The sequence below is a fragment of the Castellaniella sp. genome, from assembly GCF_004321985.1.
Lineage (GTDB): Bacteria > Pseudomonadota > Gammaproteobacteria > Burkholderiales > Burkholderiaceae_B > Castellaniella.
This window is the reverse complement of the sequence record NZ_SCQN01000058.1, coordinates 1-16,819: the sequence shown is the minus strand read 5'-3', so window position 1 is coordinate 16,819 and position 16,819 is coordinate 1. Positions and strand designations below refer to the sequence as shown.

Genomic DNA, 16,819 nt, shown 5'->3' with positions numbered 1-16,819 from the left:
CTATCCGGCTATCCTCGCGGGGGAGGGATGCCTTCTCGCGGATCAATGCTTTCTTCGACGAGTGGCAGGACTCAGCATATCGTGGGCTTCTCGATGATCTGAAGGCGTTGGGAAGATTGCCGGCGGATCTGCAGCCGGACTATGTGCCGAAGATCAGGCTTGAATTCTGGGGACGCTGTATTCGGACGCAGCGAGTCGACCAGCGTCTGAAGGCCAAGGACTTCTGCCGCGAGCTGGGTATGTCGGAGGCGACGTTGCGGCGTGTCGAGAAGGGAGACCCCATGGTGGCGGCTATCAGCTACTTGAGGGCGATGGGCCGGCTGGGTATTCTGGCGCAGCTGGTTCCCGAGCCGCCGGATGAGCTGTGGCGCGCGCAGGACGAGTGGTCCCGCTACCGTTACCGGTCGGGGCGGCTCCGCGACGTTCCGTATTCGGGTGTGCGCCGTGTTCGGGACTCGCCCCCTGTTCGGGATTCATCGGTGGACTGACTGTCCTTCCGGGGGCGCCCTCGGGGGGCGGGCGTCACGCGTCTGGAGGCGAGCCGGCCCAGGTGCGTCAGGAAGATCTTCTCGCCCAGCGCCCATTGGCCGTGGAGTGCAGCCTCGATCTGGGTGCGTTGTGCCTGGCTGACGCCACCGGTCAACCGCTGGCGCCATGTCGCCTGGCGGGCGAACGGCGTGTCTCCGATCTGCCAATAGTCAGGGTGGTCGGTCAGCATCGGGCCGTCCAGCATGGAACCGCCGGCCAGCCCTGAGTGTTCCGCCGCCGACGACCATGGCCATTGGGTGGCCTGTCCGACGTGGCCGTTGGCCACCGCCAGGGTCTCCACCCAGAGCATCGCCGGCAGCACCCAGCGCCCGGGTTCCAGCAGCGCGTTGTGGTAGCGGCCGCTGTAGACGCGTGCGCGCAGCATCCCCGAGCCCAGCCGCCGGCCCAGCGCCTGCATCACGCTGGACAGGACCTGTTCATTCCCGGGGGTCGCCAGCAGCGTGATGGCATCGGGCAAAATGGCCCAGGCGTGCATCGAGAGTGGAGCCGTGTCCTGCACGGCCTCGGCCAGCCAGCCCCGGATGCGGTCCAGCGCGGCGGCTGGCGCAGGTTCGCCGAGCAACGCCAGCGGGCGTGCGAGGCGCGCCTGTACCAGTTGCGGAATGCGCGGGGCGTAAAGTCGGGGTAAACGGGCCATAATGAAGCTTGATCAGATCACGCAGGGTCATCGGCCTGCGGAGGAATGCGGGCCGGGACGCAGAGTCATCAGCCCGTGAAGGACCGCAGCCTATGCGCAGGACCGTCAGCCTATTATAGGGAGTGAAAGCACGGCTGCTGGCGGTTGAGGCAATTGCCGCTGGCGTCCCGGGCCGGGACCGGGCCAGGACATTTCAGACCAAGGATATTCATCATGCCTACCAGTCAGACCGCTTCCCCGTTCATTCGCCGTGTGGCGGTGTGTGGCGCGGGGGTCATGGGAGCGCAGATCGCTGCCCATTGTGTCAATGCCGGGGTTCCGGTGGTGCTGTTCGACCTGCCGAAGCAGGACGGCGGCGACCGCAACGCCATTGTCCACGGGGCCTTGGCTCAGCTGAAGAAGCTGAATCCGGCGCCGCTGGGCCGCGCCGAACTGGCCGATTTCATCGTGCCGGCCAATTACGACGATGACCTGGAATTGCTGGCCGATTGCGACCTGGTCATCGAGGCTATCGCAGAGCGCTTGGACTGGAAGCGCGATCTATACCACCGCATCGCCCCGGCCCTGAACCCGGAGGCCATCGTGGCGAGCAACACCTCGGGGCTGTCCATCACGGCCTTGTCCGAGGCGCTTCCCGAAGCCCTGAGGCACCGGTTCTGCGGCGTGCACTTCTTCAATCCGCCGCGTTACATGACGTTGGTGGAGCTCATCCCTACCGCCGCTACGCAGCCGGAGCTGCTGAATCAACTGGAAACGTTCCTTACCACGCGGCTGGGCAAAGGGGTCGTTCGGGCGAAGGACACGCCGAACTTCATCGGCAACCGGATTGGCGTTTTCGGCATCCTGTCGGTCTTTCATCACACCCAGGCTTTTGGCCTGCCCTATGAACTGGTGGACGATCTGACGGGGACCCTCCTGGGCCGCGCCAAGTCCGGCACCTATCGCACCGCGGACGTGGTGGGCCTGGACACGCTGGAACACGTCATCCGCACCATGCAGGAGCAGCTGCCGGACGATCCGTTTCGCGCGCATTTCGCGACGCCGCCGGTGCTGGCCGGCCTGATCGCCAAGGGCGCTCTGGGGCAGAAGGCGCGAGCCGGGTTCTTCCGCAAGGACGGCAAGGCCATCCTGCGTCTGGATCCCGCAAAGGCCGATTACGTTCCTGCTACTGAGAAGGCCGCCGACGAGGTCAAGGCCATTCTGAAGGAGCCGGACCCCGCCAAACGCCTGCGGGCGCTGCATGATTCCGCGCATCCCCAGGCACAGTTCGTCTGGGCCGTGCTGCGCGACACCTTCCATTACAGCGCCGTGCATCTGGCGCACATCGCCGACAGCGCACGGGAGCTGGACCAGGCCATGAAGTGGGGCTTTGGCCACCAGCAGGGCCCGTTCGAGATCTGGCAATCGGCCGGCTGGCGGCAGGTCGCGGGCTGGATTGCGGATGACATCGCGGCAGGCAAGGCGTTGTCGGATGCTCCGCTTCCGGCCTGGGTCACCAGCGGGCCGGTGTGGGACAAACAGGCTGTGCACACGCCTGAGGGCTCTTTCAGTCCGTCCCAGAACCGCTATCTGCCGCGCAGCGAGCTGCCAGTCTATCAGCGGCAGATCGGTGCGCCGCGGCTGGTGGGCGAAGACCTTTCCATCGTGCCCCGGGTGGTGTTCGAAAATGGCGGCCTATTGTGCTGGACCTTGCCGGCGCCGCATCCCCAGGACGTGCTGATCGCGTCCTTCAAGACCAAGATGCACACGCTGGATCCCGATGTGGTGCATGGCCTGGATCACGCGGTCACCGTGGCCGAGCGGCAATACCGGGCGCTGGTGGTGGGGCAGCTCGAGGACCCGTTCTCGGCGGGGGCGGATTTGAAGGCCATGCTGCCCGCTTTCAAGGCGGGCGGCGTCAAGGCGGTCGCAGCCATCCAGCAGGAAATGCAGGCGGTGATGCTGCGTCTGCGCTATGCCCAGGTGCCGGTGGTGGCAGCGGTGTCCGGCCTGGCGCTGGGCGGTGGCTGCGAGCTGGCCGTGCACTGCGCGCGCCGCGTGGCGCATTTCGAGACCTACATCGGGCTGGTCGAGGCCGGCATCGGGCTGGTGCCGGGGGCTGGCGGGCTGACCTGGAGCGCGCGGCACTCGGCCGAGATCCAGGCGCAGTCCGCACCGGACGCGCCGCTGTTGGCGTATGCCAAGCGCTTTGCGCTCAACATCGCCACGGCGCGCGTGTCCAAATCCGCATCCGAAGCGCTAGCCATGGGCTATCTGCGCGATTCCGATCCCATCGTCATGAACCGGTCCGAACTGCTGTATGTGGCGGTGCGCGAGGCCGCCAACCTGGCCAACCAGGGATGGCATCCGCCGCTACCGACCCGGTTCCCGGTCGCCGGACGCGATGCCATTGCTACGCTGAGGGCGCAGCTCGTCAACATGCGGGTGGGCGGCTACATCAGCGACTACGACTTCCATGTGGCGGAACAGGTCTTCACCGTGCTGTGCGGCGGCGACGTGGATCCGGGCAGCCTGGTGGACGAGGCCTGGATGCATGCGCTGGAGCGCCGGGCCTTCCTGTCGCTGCTCGCCAATTCCAAGACCCAGGAGCGGATCGACAGCGTGCTCAAGACCGGCAAGCCGGTCCGCAACTGAAGGGCGGATGCGCGTTTCCAGGAACCCGGAAATTCGCTTCGAGAACCAGGAGATCCAAGATGACTGAATTGCAGCAAGCCTACATCGTCGCCGCGACGCGCACCCCCATCGGCAAGGCCCCTCGCGGCATGTACATTCACACCCGTCCCGACGAGCTGCTCGCCCACACCATTCGCGGCGTGCTGGCGCAGGCGCCCGGCCTGGACCCGGCCGCCATCGAGGACGCAATCGTGGGCTGCGCCATGCCGGAAGGACCCCAGGGGCTGAACGTGGGGCGCGTGGGTGTGCTGCTCGCGGGTCTGCCGCAATCGGTGGCGGGCTGCACTATCAACCGGTTCTGCGCCTCCGGCCTGACGGCGATTTCGATCGCTGCCGACCGTATCCGCGTGGGCGAGGCGGACGTGCTGCTTGCTTGCGGGACGGAATCCATGAGCATGGTGCCCATCCTGGGCGTCAGCACGTCCTTCAGCCCCGACATCTATCTGAAGGACGAAAACATCGGCATCGCCTACGGCATGGGGGCGACCGCGGAACAGGTGGCCACGCGCTGGAAGGTATCGCGCGAGGACCAGGACGCCTTCGCGCTGCGCTCGCACCAGCGCGCGTTGGCGGCGCAGAAAGCCGGTGAATTCACCGACGAAATGCTGCCTGTGGACATCGTGCACCGCACGCCGGACCTGGCGACGGGAGAGGTCCGCGAAACGCACCGTACCGTGACGCTGGACGAAGGGCCGCGCCCCGACACCAGCCTGGAGGCGCTGGCGCGGTTGCGGCCGGTGTTTGCCGCCCGGGGCAGCGTCACGGCCGGCAACAGTTCGCAGACCTCCGACGGCGCGGGCGCGCTGTTGGTGGTGTCCGAGCGGGCACTGAAGACGCACGGCCTGACGCCGCTGGCCCGGTTCGTGTCCTTTGCCGTGCGCGGTGTGCCGCCCGACATCATGGGCATCGGGCCCAAGGAAGCCATCCCCGCCGTCCTGAAGAAGGCCGGTCTGAAGCTGGATCAGATGGGCTGGATCGAGCTGAATGAAGCCTTTGCCGCCCAGTCGCTGGCGGTGATCCGCGACCTGGGGCTGAATGAGGACGTCGTCAACCCCATGGGTGGCGCGATCGCCCTGGGCCATCCGCTGGGGGCCACCGGGGCCATCCGGTCGGCCACCACCATCCATGCGATGCAGCGGCATCAATTGCAGTACGGGATGGTCACCATGTGCGTGGGAACGGGCATGGGCGCAGCGGGGATTTTCGAGCGCTGCTAGCGGCGTCTGAACGTGTAGTCGCCGCCTCGGAATCGAGGCGCGGGCCGAGACAGATTTCGCGGAGCTCTTCCGCTGCCGATATACTGCCTTCAACTTTCCTCATTGCGTGTCTCACCGTGACCTTTCCTGCGCTGACCGATTTGCCTGAATGGAAACGCTTCGTGCTGGTGGCGCAGGCTTGTGCGCCGCGCGAGGATGGCCTGGACCTGATTGAGGCGCCGGGCCTCACGCTGGATTCCAGCGGGCAGCGGCATTCGGCCGAGTTGCTGGCCGCCGGCGAGGCCCTGCTGGCCGCGCGGCAGTTTTCGACACAAAGGGCGCGGCTCTTCGCGGGCGAGCCCGTCAACACCACTGAACATCGCGCCGCCTGGCATACGGCCTTGCGCGCCTTGCGCAGCCCCGAAGGCGTGCTGTCGGAACGTGAGCGCATGGATGCCTTCGTCCGCAAGGCCGACGCCGAGCGCCGCTGGCGCCACATCGTCCACATCGGCATCGGCGGCTCGGACTGGGGCGTGCGGCTGGCCGTCTCGGCCTTCGGCTATGCCGGCACCTGGCGCGAAGTACGATCCGTGGCCAATATCGACGGCCACGCGATCGAGGGCGGGCTGGCGGGCCTGGACCCTCGCCACACGCTGGTGGTGCTGGTTTCCAAATCGTTCACCACCGCCGAGACGCTGCAGAACGGCGCCCGCGCCCGCGAGTGGCTCCAGGCAGCGGGTCTGGACCCCGCCGCACATATGGTGGCCGTCACCGCCAAGCCCGAGCGGGCCCGGGCCTGGGGGATTCCGGACGAACAGATTTTCCATCTCTGGGACTGGGTGGGTGGGCGGTTTTCCGTCTGGTCGGCGGTGAGCCTGACCACCGCGCTGTCGGTGGGGGCCGACGTGCTGGCGGGGCTGCGCATGGGGGCCGCGGCCATGGACGAGCACTTTCTTCACGCGCCGCTGTCCGTCAATGCGCCCGTGCGCATGGCGCTGGCCGGGGTCGTCAACCGCAGCATCCTGGGCCACGGGTCCCTGAATATCGCCCCGTATGACTCGCGGCTGGCGAATCTGGTGCCCTATGTGCAGCAGCTGGACATGGAATCCCTGGGGAAATCCGTGGATCTGGCGGGGCGCCCCGTGGGTGTGCCGACCGGCCCGGCCGTCTGGGGCATGCCGGGGACCGACGCGCAGCACACGTTCTTCCAGTGGATGCACCAGGGCAGCGACGGCGCGCCCGTCGATTTCATCGTCTGTCGGCAGGCCGATCACCACTGGCCGACACACCATCGCCAGCTTCTGGCGAATTGCCTGGCGCAGCGCGAGGCGCTGATGCGCGGCAAGACGCTGGATCAGGCGCGTGCCGAATGCCTGGCCGAAGGCCTGGATGCGGCGCAGGCCGATGCGCTGGCACCCCATCGCGTGCACCCGGGCGGCCGCGCCAACCATCTCGTCGTCCTGCCGCGCCTGTCGCCGTATTCCTTGGGGGCGCTGCTGGCGCTCTATGAACACCGTGTCTTCACCCAGGGCCTGATCTGGGGCATCGATCCCTTTGACCAGTGGGGTGTGGAATATGGCAAGGTGCTCGCACGCGACATCGTGGGCGAGCTGCAGGGCGACACGGCTCAACCTGTTCATGATGTCTCCACCCGTCACTGGATCACTGAACTGAAGCGCTAGGGTTTGGGAACTGCGGTCGGGGGAGCTGCGGTCTGGGGCGACGATCGGGGCAGATCCGGTTGGGGCGCGACGGTCGGGACGCCAGATCAGGGTTATCCCGGATTTATGGGGAATCCCACAGGCGGCTTATGACGCTTCCCGTATAGCCAGCCCGGGGCGGCTACGGTAGAGTTTGCATCCAACATCAGAAAATTCTGGAGACGAACATGCGCGAAGCCGCTGTTTCGGCGAGCAAGACAGTTGCTCCCGTCGATGAGATCCTGCCGCTCGGTAAGCTGACCACCCTGGGTCTGCAGCACGTGCTGGTGATGTATGCGGGGGCAGTGGCCGTGCCGCTCATCATTGGCCGTGCCCTGCATCTCACGGATGCGGAAGTATCCATGCTGATTGCCGCCGATCTGTTTGCCTGCGGCATCGCGACCATCATCCAGTCGCTGGGGGCTACCCAGTGGTTCGGCATCAAGCTGCCCGTGATGATGGGCGTCAGCTTCGCGCCTGTCGGGCCCATGATCCACATTGCCAACACGGCCCAGGGGCACGAAGGCGCCCAGCTCCTGTTCGGCACCATCATCGCCGCCGGGGTCATCACCATCATCATCGCGCCCTGGGTCAGCAGGCTGCTGCGCTTCTTTCCGCCCGTGGTCACCGGCACCATCATCGCCATCATCGGCATCACGCTGATGCGGGTGGGCATCAACTGGATCTTCGGCAACCCGTTCGGCCCCACCGCCCCCAGCGTGGTGGACCCGAATTACGTGGCCTGGCTGCGGGACATCAAGGCCATGGCGGGCGCTCCCGGATCGGCGCTGCCCTCGATTCCGCAGGGACTGGCGATTCTGCCCACCATGCCCAACCCGCGTTATGCCGACCTGACCGGCGTCGGCATTGCGGCGGCGGTGCTCGTGTCCATCCTGGTCATCGCCAAGTTCTGCAAGGGCTTTCTGGCCAATATCGCGGTGCTGCTGGGCATCATCGTGGGTGCGGTGATCACCAGCGCGCTGGGCATGATGACCTACGACAAGGTCGCCCGGGCGGCCTGGTTCGATATCGTCGTGCCGTTCCATTTCGGCATGCCGCGCTTCGACTTCTGGATGATCCTGACCATGGTGCTGGTCATGATCGTGATCCTGATCGAATCCACCGGGATGTTCCTGGCGCTGTCCGACATGACCGGTAAGAAAATCGATCAAAAGGACCTGGCGCGCGGCCTGCGCACCGATGGCTTGGGGACGCTCATCGGCGGCATCTTCAATACCTTCCCGTACTCCAGCTTCTCACAGAACGTCGGGCTGGTGGCCGTCACCGGCGTTCGCAGTCGCTATGTCTGCGTGGCGGGCGGGATCATCATGCTGGTCCTGGGCATGCTGCCCAAGCTCGCCGCCATGGTGGAATCGTTGCCTACCGTGGTGCTGGGCGGTGCCGGCATCGTGATGTTCGGCATGGTGACCGCCACCGGCATCCGCATCCTGGGGGGCGTGGATTTCAAGGAAAACCGCCACAACGCCATGATCGTCGCCATTTCCATCGGCGTGGGCATGATCCCGGTGGTGGCCCCCAGCTTCCGCCAGTGGATGCCCGCCGCCATTCACCCGCTCATCGAGTCCGGGATCCTGTTGACCTCGATCGCTGCGGTTGGGCTGAACCTGTTCTTCAACGGTGCCCCGAAGGGCGGTGACCCGGCTCATACCAGCGCCGCGGTCGAGGCTGCGAAGCAAGTGGGGGCGTGAGTGGCGCGTCCCTTACAATGGAGGCCCAGCGAATGAGGACCCAGCGTCCAGGCATTCTCGATGACTTCCACGGCTTCGCCCAGCGATCAGACCTGCACGCCGTCTACGACGGCGGCTGCGGCCTGGTATGTCGCCCACACCAAGCCGCGACAGGAACACGTCGCGCTGCAGCAGCTCCAGCGCCAGGACTTCGAAGTCTATCTGCCCCTGTTCCGGGTGTTCAGGAAACCGGGACGAAGGGCGGCGGCAGGTGGCGTGGCCAAAGTCTCTGCCGCTGGCGTTGAACGCTCGACCGCACTGGCGGCAGCCGGAGCCGCCGTCATCCACGAGCCCATGTTTCCCCGCTACCTGTTTTTGCGCCCCACGCGTAGCACGCAGTCGCTGTCGGTGGTGCGCTCCACGGTGGGAGTGAGCCGTCTGGTCATGTTCGGTCAGCATCCGGCCACGCTGGCCGACGAGGCCATCCACAGCATCCGCAAGGCCGAATCCCTGCGTGAGACGGCGTCGTTGGACAGCATCAGTCCGTACGAGCCTGGCATGGCCGTGCGGCTGCTGGATCCGGCGCTCGCCGGCCTCCAGGCGCTGGTGCAATCGGTGTCCAAGGATCGTGTCACGCTGCTGCTGGAGATCCTGGGCCGGCCGCAGTCCGTGCAGGTGGAGTTCGGGCGGATCGCGCCGCTGTGAGGCGCGGGTTGAACGATTGGAATGCTTAGCCTTCGGCCGGCTTGGCAGGTGGCCCGCGCAGATTTCGAGAACGCAACAATTTACAGCATCTTCACAAGTATTCACAGCGTGATCAATGCGTGATCGTGCCGTTTTTTACACGGATTGCGTTCAGTGTCTTCCCGTATGGTTCGTTTTGTCACAGTCAGTGACGACGACATACCAAACAGGAGACAACATGAAATTGATGCATGCTGCACTCGCTTGTTTTTGTGTGGGACTGCCGCCGCCCAGCGGGGCAATGGCAATGGCAATGCAGGCGCCGTGGGAGGCTTCCCCGGCGCCTTTTGTTTTGCACGGTGAACAGGTCGTGATCGATGAAGACCGGCAGGTGGTCGGCCGCGTCATTCTGGCGGACCACAGCGCACTGGACGTGGCGGCAGGGCGCACACTCACGCTGATGGGCGCCGTCGACAGCGATATCACCGGTCCGGTCAACCCCCACGACCCTGATGCGACCCGCTCGCTCTTCAAGCTCGGGGAAGGCCACCTGGCCCTGCATGCGGACAGCAGCCGCGGGGGTGGGACACTGCTGCTGCGCGGCAGCCTGGGGGTGGCGGCAGACGGTGCGCTGGGTGCCGATACGAATACGCTGACCCTGGTTGCGGGTACCCGGCTGGAACTGGCAGACGGCGTGCGGCTGGCGCAGTCGTTGCGTGTACGCCGTGACGATCCTGTCGACCTGCTGGACAGCAGATGGACGCTCACGGCGGCGCACAGCGAGGAACCTGTGACCTGGCGCGTCGCGGCGGGCGAGGCGACGCTGGCCGGGCACATCGATGCCACGGCGCCTATCGTGAAAGACGGCGCGGGGACCCTGCGGTTGACTGAATTCAACCAGAGCGCCAATGGCGATCCGCTGGTTGTGCTCGGCGGCGGCCTGCGCGTGGACGGCCTGTGGTTGCGCGGTCCTATCCATACTGAGTCGGGCACCGTGCTGTCCGGGAATGGCTATATTCATGAGGCACAGGTCGCCGGTCACTTACAGCCGGGCAGCCCGGATGCGGTGGGCACCCTGATGTTCGACCAGGGCCTGCGTCTGGCGCCCACCGCGCAGACGCGTATCCGTATCGATGCCACCGGCGGCGCCGATGCGCTGCAGACCTGGGACACCATGCAGTTGGCGGGCGACCTGCGGGTCGAGCCCACACCCGGCGCGTGGACTCCGCAAACCCGCTGGGTGATTGCACAGGCGGACGCAGGCTTCGGGCCAGCCGACGCGTCGGCGTTCGCCATGATGGCGCCGGATGCGTCGGCCGCGGTAGTGCCGGATTCGATCGGTATGTCGGCACTCGCCGGCAGCCGGTTCGCCACGGCCGCCAGCACGATCCGTTATCTCGATCCTGTGCTCACCTACGAACCGACTCGGGTCCTGCTGGGTCTTCGGTTCAACTCGCGCGGCCTGAATACCGTCGATGGCGCCTGGCGCAGCGCGTTGATCGAGGACAGCCGGTTCGTCCGCGAATCGGCGCTGGCGCATGCTGCCAGCGGCCGCGCGTGGGCGCAGACCTGGGCTGCGAATGCCGAGCGTCCGGCGGCGGATGGATGGCCGAGCGATGATCGGGACACCGCCGGTCTGCAGATCGGGATCAGCCATCGGATGGGTTCTTCCGCCGACTGGTTCCTGTCCGCCTTTGCCGGTGCCCAGACCACGGACCTTTCCAGCCAATACGACTCGACCGCCGCTCGCCATGGGGCCAGAGATACCGCTACCCACGTCGGCCTGGGTTCCAGCCACGGCTGGCGCGGGCTGCGTCTGACGGTTGGCGCTGCCCATGCCTGGCATCATGCGCAGCTGCACCGGCAGGCTGATCCCGCCGAGGCGGATCTGCGCACCCGTTCCCAGGCACAATTGACACAGGCATGGATCGACCTGCGTCCGGACCTGCCACTGGCCATGCGGGACTGGGGGGTCACGCCCTACACCCGCCTGGCGTGGCTGCGCCTGCACCGGCCCGGTTTGCAGGAATCGGGTAGCCTGGCCGCGGTCTCGCTGTCACCCCAGACTGATCAGCGTTGGGTCAGCCATCTGGGTGTGCAGATCCAGCGGCAATGGTCAACGGAGCACGGCCCTGCTGTTTTGGCTGCGGATGTGGGGGTGCAGAGCCATTGGGGGAATCGGAGCCTGAACAGCCGTCAGGCCTACAACGCCGATCCTGACCGTTGGTTCGACGTGGCAAGCCCGCCGTTGGCGCGCCACTCGCTGCGGTTGGACATTGGCGTCCATGCACCTGTCACGCGTCATGCGCGGCTGAAGCTTGCTTATACGGGCCAGTATGGTGCTCAACAGCGTCAGCATGGCGTGTGGCTGGGCGTGAGTATCGCGATCTGACAGGAGAGGGGGTGGCCTGTTTGCGCTGGCCGCCGCCGAGCCGCCTTACGCGTGCAGCTCGCTTTTGATGGCCTGCAGCACGAATTCGTTCAGCGCCACACCACGGCGTTTGGCCTCGTAGGCAGCCTGCCGATGCAGGTCACCGCCAATCCGCACATTGAAACTGCCTTTGAAGGGCTGATCGGGTGTCACGCCACGCTCGGCACATGACACCAGGTAGGCGTCCACAGCGTTCCGAAAGGCCTGTTCGACCTCTGTGACCGAAGTTCCATCGAACAGAATCAGATCATCGATAAATTCCACCTTGCCACATAGACATTGATCTTCGACACTGAATTCCACTGATCCGAGATAGCCGCGGTATTCCAGCACGTTGCTCATAAGAATCCCCATTGAATCAGCCGGTCCCTGATTTCCCGGATCTGATACGCCTTCAGGACACCGCCTGGATGCGGCCTGCTGCAAACGATTCTGTGCTCACGTCCGTCGGCTTCAGTCCGTACGAACAATTTGTGAGAAGAACCTCCAGAGTTCTCGTGCATCCGAAACCCAAAACTACGGAGCAAGGTATCCAGCTCGTCGAACCGGAGGTCCAAAGGGGGCGGTGTCTTGAGAAAGCGTTCCAATAACTTCTGTCGTTTCGACATGGGAGATATTGCCTCATTCGATCGGATACAGCAACTAACTATTAGTTGCTAGCACAGATTAGCAATGTAGATGTGGCGGGTACAGCATGACGACCATTGCGCCGTGCTCCCAGTCGCTTTTCTACTGATGGATATCGTTGTCTCACGTTAGACGCGCCGCTGATGCGCTACATTGATTTCATCGCTGTAGATCGCGAACGAGGCTTGTCATGAGCACCACCACCATCCCCCTATCCGAAGACCTGAAAACGCGGGTTGCGACTGCTGCCAGGAAGTCCGGTGTCACGGCGCATCATTTCATTCTTGAGGCCATCGAGCAGAAGACGCGCGCGGCCGAGCGTCAGGCTGATTTTGAAGCAGGGGCTGAAGCGCGTTACGCGCGCATCGTCGAATCGGGCCTGGCCCTGTCTTGGGCCGACATGCGTGCATACTTGGAAAGCAGTATGGGCGGACGGACTGCTGTACCACCGACGCCACGCCGGTTGGCGAAGTAGTCGTGGCGCGCATTGAACTGGCGCCCAAGATCGTCGAAGATTTCGATCGAATCATCGATCATCTGGCAAGGCATACTCGTTATGTCCCGGAACTCGACATCGCCTTCGTACTTGCTGTGCGAGCGCAGCGAGAAGCCGGGTTTCCGCGCGATCCGGCCGAACCATGAACATCGCACTGATTGTTGATCATGTCACGGAATGACGCTGGCCCGTCCGAATTGCGAACTTTGCAACCGGTGATCCTGGCGGGGGGAGCAGGCACGCGCCTTTGGCCGTTGTCGCGTCAGCACAGGCCCAAGCAGTTCCTGAATCTGCTGGGCCCGCAATCCCTGCTGCTGCAGACGCTGATGCGGCTGGACGGCCTGCCGTGCCGCCCGGCGTCTGTCATCTGCAACGAGGCACATCGCTTCCTGGCCGCCGAACAGCTTCGGCAGTCCGGGGTCCGGGGCACCAGCCTGATCCTGGAATCGGCAGTCCGCAACACGGCGCCGGCCATTGCGCTGGCGGCATTCCACGCAACGGATCAGGGCGATGATCCGCTGCTGCTTGTGCTGCCGGCCGACCATCTCGTCCGGAATGCGGCGGCCTTTCGGCAGGCTGTGGAACAGGGGACTGTCCTGGCCGACCGGGGCCGGCTGGTCACGTTCGGCGTCGCTCCCGATCGCGCCGAAACCGGCTATGGCTACATCGAACGCGGCGCCGTGCTGGACACGGGCTGGGTGGTGTCCCGCTTCGTCGAAAAGCCCGATGCCGCCCGCGCCGCTGAGTTCCTGGCCTCAGGTCGGTACTGCTGGAACAGCGGCATATACCTGTTTCGTGCCAGCCGCTACCTGCAGGAACTGGAACGGTTTGCACCCGGGATCCTGGCCGCCTGCCGAGCCGCATGGGCGGGTGCGCGGCGTGACCTGGATTTCATCCGCGCCGATGCGCAGGCCTTCGCATTGTCTCCGTCCGATTCCATCGACTATGCCGTCATGGAACATACCCAGGATGCCGCAGTGGTCCTGCTGGATGCGGGGTGGAACGACCTGGGCACCTGGGAGTCGCTCGCTGCGGAGCTGGGCTGCGATGCCGACGGAAATTGTCTGCAAGGTGACGTGCTGATGGAATCTGTGCACGGTACTGTCGTGCATGCCGAAAGCCGTCTGGTCGCGGCGGTGGGCGTACAGGATCTGATCATTGCAGAAACCAGCGATGCCGTTCTGGTCGCCCACAAGGGTGCAGTGCAGGGCGTCAAGCGCATTGTCGCGCAGCTCGAGACACTTGGCCGTACCGAACATCTGCGGCACCGCCAGGTGTACCGGCCGTGGGGGATGTTCGACGCCATCGGCAGTGGACCGCGCTATCAGGTGAAGAAAATCACGGTCAATCCGGGGGGGCGGCTATCGCTGCAGAAGCACCATCACCGTGCGGAACACTGGGTGGTCGTCAGCGGCACTGCGAAGGTCACCAATGGCGACCGGACCTATCTGGTCACCGAAAATCAGTCCACCTATATCCCGATCGGCCAAGTGCATTCGCTGGAGAACCCGGGGACCGTCCCGCTGGAGCTGATCGAAGTGCAATCGGGCACCTATCTGGGCGAGGACGACATCGTGCGGCTGGAAGATCTGTACGGCAGGGTATAGTGGCGCGGGTTGTGCGATCGTCAGCGCCAAACGCTGCCATATTCTCGTTCCTCCGCACCGATTACAATTCACCACTCCCCTACGATTTTTCTCCCATGCCCTCCGCTTCCGTTTCACCGCCTGCGTGGCTGTCTGCCTGGATGTCTGCCAGTGCGGCGCTGTTCTATCTGTTGATGCTGACCGCGTTTTCCGGCTATTCCCTGGGGGCGGCGTTGCTGCTGTTTGGCGGCCTGGCAGTCTGGTTAACGGATCGCCGTGGACCGAAGCACGCTGATGCAGGCGTCGGCGCGGCGATGGCTCCCTGGTCCCGCGAAGACCGCACCTTGTGCTGGCTGCTGCTCGCCGTCTTCGTCGTCAATGCCGCCGCGGTAGTGTGGCATGGTGACGAGGGCAAGTATCTGGACCAGGGCAGCCGTTATCTGCTCGCCATTCCCATCGTGTATGGTCTTCGCCGCGTGTCCCTGCGCCTGAGCTGGATTGTGGCGGCACTGGCGCTTGGAACAAGCGGCGCCGGGGCCATTGCCTGGTGGCAGGTCGGCCATCTGGCGCTGGATCGTCCCAGCGGTTTTGTCACCAGCGCCATCCCTTTTGGCGACATTGCGCTCACCATGGGTTTCTGGTGCCTGATGGCAGCAGCCGAGGCGGCCATCCGCGGGCGCAGGGTGTGGGCGGTACTGTTGCTGCTGTCGGGGTTGGCGGGGGAGTATGCGGTGATCGCATCGGCCACCCGGGGAAGCTTGCTGGCTTTGCCAGTCATGGCCGTGCTGGGCGGCATTGCGCTGTTTCGCCGCCGTCATTTGCGGCCGTTGCTGGCGGGTGGGGCGGCGGTACTGGTCATGCTGGTCATCATTTTCTCCGTATTGCCGGTCGGCAAGATTGCCGATAGCCGTTATACAGGGGCATTTACAGAATGGCAGGAATATAGCCGACTGGGCGAGGTTGCCAACAATACCGTGGGTCCCCGCCTCGAGGCCTGGAAGGCTGCCTTCGTGAGCATTCCTGAAAGGCCGATTCTGGGCTGGGGGCATCTACAGTACGATGCCCATCTGCGTGATCTAATCGCAGTGGGACGCGTGAATCCGTTTGTGGATACGCTGTCCAACACCCACAACAACTTCCTCGAGATCTGGCTGCACCAGGGTACTTTGGGGCTGGTGGCCATCCTCGCGCTGCTGATTTCAAGCTTCTGGAGTTTCGCCCGCCGTTTGCGATCCCCAGACTTGTTGCTACGTGTCCTGGCCTGCTGCGGCGCAAGCCTACCGGCCTCGTTTGCTACCTTTGGTCTGACCCAAGTCATCCTTGGGCGGAATAATGGTGTGATGTTTTTTCTGGTGTCGCTTGCTGTGTTGTGGGCGGCGATACGGGAACGTGAAACAACGTATATCGGATCGGGGGGTGTTGGCCGTTGGCAGAAACAGCCTGTGACGGATGGTGCGGTCGTCATAAATAACGCTGAAGTAACATTGCGTTCACTTGATGAACATACCTCGTGCGCTTGCTGACCGTATAACAGCACGGCGGTAGCGTGTTTGAATTGCGAACTCCTCTGCACGAAGAAAGCCAACTACAGGTTTTGCGCCTGCTGGAATCCGACCCAGGCCTGAGCCAGCGCGAGCTGTCGCGGGCGCTGGGCGTGAGTTTGGGCAAGACCAACTACTGCATCCGTGCCTTGCTGAACAAGGGGCTGGTCAAGATGCAGAACTTCAGGAATAGCGACAACAAGCTGGCCTATGCGTATCTGCTGACCCCGACTGGGATCGTGGCGAAGGCGGATCTCACGCGCCGCTTCCTGGCGTTGAAGCAGCGGGAATACGAGACACTGCGCCAGGAGATCGAGCGCCTGCAAAAAGAGGTTCAGGCTTCGTGATGGGGGGCGAGACCGTGGAGTTGGCCCCGAAGGTCGCGACACCGCCGTCGGTTGCGATCCTTCTGTGCACTTACCAGGGCCAGGACTATCTGGCTGAGCAACTGGCGTCCTACGAGGCGCAGACGCATCGCCGGTGGGTGGTCCACGCATCGGATGACGGGTCCACGGATGACACCCTGCCTCTGCTGGAGGCTTGGAGAGCCTACAGGCCCGCCGGGCAGGTCTCACTGTGGCATGGGCCGCGCAAAGGCTACGCCGCAAATTTCATGTCTCTCGCTGCTCATCCCGATATCCATGCTGACTATTTTGCGTACTCGGACCAGGATGACATCTGGGAGCCCAACAAGCTCGAGCGGGCGCTGAAGTGGCTGACGACGGTGCCGGCCGACGTGCCCGCGCTGTACTGCTCACGCTCCACCCTGGTGGATGCGAGCGATCGGCCCATTGGCGTTTCGGTGCCTATTTCGCGTCCGGTCAGTTTTGCCAACGCGCTTGCGCAGAACGTCGCGGGGGGTAACACCATGGTCTTCAACCAGGCGGCCAGAGCGCTGCTGGCGGCGACGCAGCCGTTTGCGCCGGACATTCCCCATGACTGGTGGACCTACATGGTCGTGGCGGGGTGTGGTGGCGAGGTTTCCGTCGATGATGCAGCCACCATCCGCTA

At 64.5% G+C, this 16,819-nt stretch carries 14 protein-coding genes; 12 read left to right on the top strand and 2 right to left on the bottom strand.

All coding sequences use genetic code 11. The features are described 5' to 3' along the window. Positions 1-397: 397 nt before the first annotated feature. Positions 398-1,186 (bottom strand): hypothetical protein, encoded by a 789-nt coding sequence (locus tag EPN31_RS15200; protein ID WP_291774978.1) that lies wholly within the window; start codon positions 1,184-1,186, stop codon positions 398-400. A gap of 213 nt (positions 1,187-1,399) precedes the next feature. On the opposite strand from EPN31_RS15200, the gene EPN31_RS15195 reads away from it, so the two are divergent. The 6 genes from EPN31_RS15195 (at position 1,400) to EPN31_RS15170 (ending at position 11,519) form a co-directional block, all read left to right on the top strand. Further along, on the top strand, positions 1,400-3,820 hold the full coding sequence (locus tag EPN31_RS15195; RefSeq protein ID WP_291774975.1) for a 3-hydroxyacyl-CoA dehydrogenase/enoyl-CoA hydratase family protein: 2,421 nt from the start codon (positions 1,400-1,402) through the stop codon (positions 3,818-3,820). A 59-nt stretch (positions 3,821-3,879) separates the two neighbouring features. Next, positions 3,880-5,076, top strand: coding sequence for an acetyl-CoA C-acyltransferase (locus tag EPN31_RS15190; RefSeq protein ID WP_291774972.1), 1,197 nt, complete (start codon positions 3,880-3,882; stop codon positions 5,074-5,076). Between the two features lie 116 nt (positions 5,077-5,192). After that, a complete protein-coding gene (gene pgi / locus EPN31_RS15185; RefSeq protein WP_291774969.1) occupies positions 5,193-6,737 on the top strand; it encodes a glucose-6-phosphate isomerase in 1,545 nt (514 codons plus the stop codon). A 206-nt stretch (positions 6,738-6,943) separates the two neighbouring features. Next, the gene (locus EPN31_RS15180; RefSeq protein WP_291774966.1) at positions 6,944-8,464 is read left to right on the top strand and encodes a nucleobase:cation symporter-2 family protein; all 1,521 of its coding nucleotides are present in this window, start codon (positions 6,944-6,946) and stop codon (positions 8,462-8,464) included. 60 nt (positions 8,465-8,524) lie between these two features. Continuing rightward, on the top strand, positions 8,525-9,148 hold the full coding sequence (locus tag EPN31_RS15175) for a transcription termination/antitermination protein NusG (RefSeq protein WP_291774962.1): 624 nt from the start codon (positions 8,525-8,527) through the stop codon (positions 9,146-9,148). Positions 9,149-9,365: 217 nt separating this feature from the next. Continuing rightward, positions 9,366-11,519, top strand: coding sequence for an autotransporter domain-containing protein (locus EPN31_RS15170; RefSeq protein WP_291774959.1), 2,154 nt, complete (start codon positions 9,366-9,368; stop codon positions 11,517-11,519). A gap of 45 nt (positions 11,520-11,564) precedes the next feature. On the opposite strand, the gene EPN31_RS15165 is transcribed toward EPN31_RS15170, so the two are convergent. After that, entirely contained in the window at positions 11,565-11,900 is a 336-nt protein-coding gene (locus EPN31_RS15165; RefSeq protein ID WP_291774945.1) for a type II toxin-antitoxin system HicB family antitoxin, read from the bottom strand. Between the two features lie 475 nt (positions 11,901-12,375). Here EPN31_RS15165 and EPN31_RS15160 point away from each other — a divergent pair, with 475 nt between their 5' ends. From EPN31_RS15160 to EPN31_RS15135, 6 genes are all read left to right on the top strand, one after another. After that, positions 12,376-12,660, top strand: coding sequence for a CopG family transcriptional regulator (locus EPN31_RS15160; RefSeq protein ID WP_291774942.1), 285 nt, complete (start codon positions 12,376-12,378; stop codon positions 12,658-12,660). Between the two features lie 2 nt (positions 12,661-12,662). Beyond that, positions 12,663-12,827, top strand: a complete 165-nt coding sequence (locus EPN31_RS15155; protein ID WP_291774939.1) for a hypothetical protein — start codon at positions 12,663-12,665, stop codon at positions 12,825-12,827. Between the two features lie 21 nt (positions 12,828-12,848). After that, positions 12,849-14,288: a mannose-1-phosphate guanylyltransferase/mannose-6-phosphate isomerase gene (locus tag EPN31_RS15150; protein ID WP_291774936.1), complete on the top strand. Its 1,440-nt coding sequence runs from the start codon at positions 12,849-12,851 to the stop codon at positions 14,286-14,288. Between the two features lie 95 nt (positions 14,289-14,383). After that, complete coding sequence (locus EPN31_RS15145) at positions 14,384-15,790, top strand: O-antigen ligase (protein WP_291774933.1); 1,407 nt, start codon at positions 14,384-14,386, stop codon at positions 15,788-15,790. Positions 15,791-15,813: 23 nt separating this feature from the next. Further along, entirely contained in the window at positions 15,814-16,155 is a 342-nt protein-coding gene (locus EPN31_RS15140) for a MarR family EPS-associated transcriptional regulator (protein WP_291774930.1), read from the top strand. Beyond that, a partial coding sequence (locus EPN31_RS15135) for a glycosyltransferase family 2 protein (protein ID WP_291774927.1) occupies positions 16,155-16,819 on the top strand: 665 nt, incomplete at its 3' end. The genes EPN31_RS15140 and EPN31_RS15135, both read left to right, overlap by 1 nt.

Coding starts and splice junctions, on each gene's coding strand:
- EPN31_RS15175 (WP_291774962.1), top strand. CDS start 8,525: ATGACTTCCACGGCTTCGCCCAGCGATCAGACCTGCACGCCGTCTACG.
- EPN31_RS15195 (WP_291774975.1), top strand. CDS start 1,400: ATGCCTACCAGTCAGACCGCTTCCCCGTTCATTCGCCGTGTGGCGGTG.
- EPN31_RS15165 (WP_291774945.1), bottom strand. CDS start 11,900: ATGAGCAACGTGCTGGAATACCGCGGCTATCTCGGATCAGTGGAATTC.
- EPN31_RS15190 (WP_291774972.1), top strand. CDS start 3,880: ATGACTGAATTGCAGCAAGCCTACATCGTCGCCGCGACGCGCACCCCC.
- EPN31_RS15200 (WP_291774978.1), bottom strand. CDS start 1,186: ATGGCCCGTTTACCCCGACTTTACGCCCCGCGCATTCCGCAACTGGTA.
- EPN31_RS15160 (WP_291774942.1), top strand. CDS start 12,376: ATGAGCACCACCACCATCCCCCTATCCGAAGACCTGAAAACGCGGGTT.
- EPN31_RS15170 (WP_291774959.1), top strand. CDS start 9,366: ATGAAATTGATGCATGCTGCACTCGCTTGTTTTTGTGTGGGACTGCCG.
- EPN31_RS15180 (WP_291774966.1), top strand. CDS start 6,944: ATGCGCGAAGCCGCTGTTTCGGCGAGCAAGACAGTTGCTCCCGTCGAT.
- EPN31_RS15145 (WP_291774933.1), top strand. CDS start 14,384: ATGCCCTCCGCTTCCGTTTCACCGCCTGCGTGGCTGTCTGCCTGGATG.
- EPN31_RS15150 (WP_291774936.1), top strand. CDS start 12,849: ATGTCACGGAATGACGCTGGCCCGTCCGAATTGCGAACTTTGCAACCG.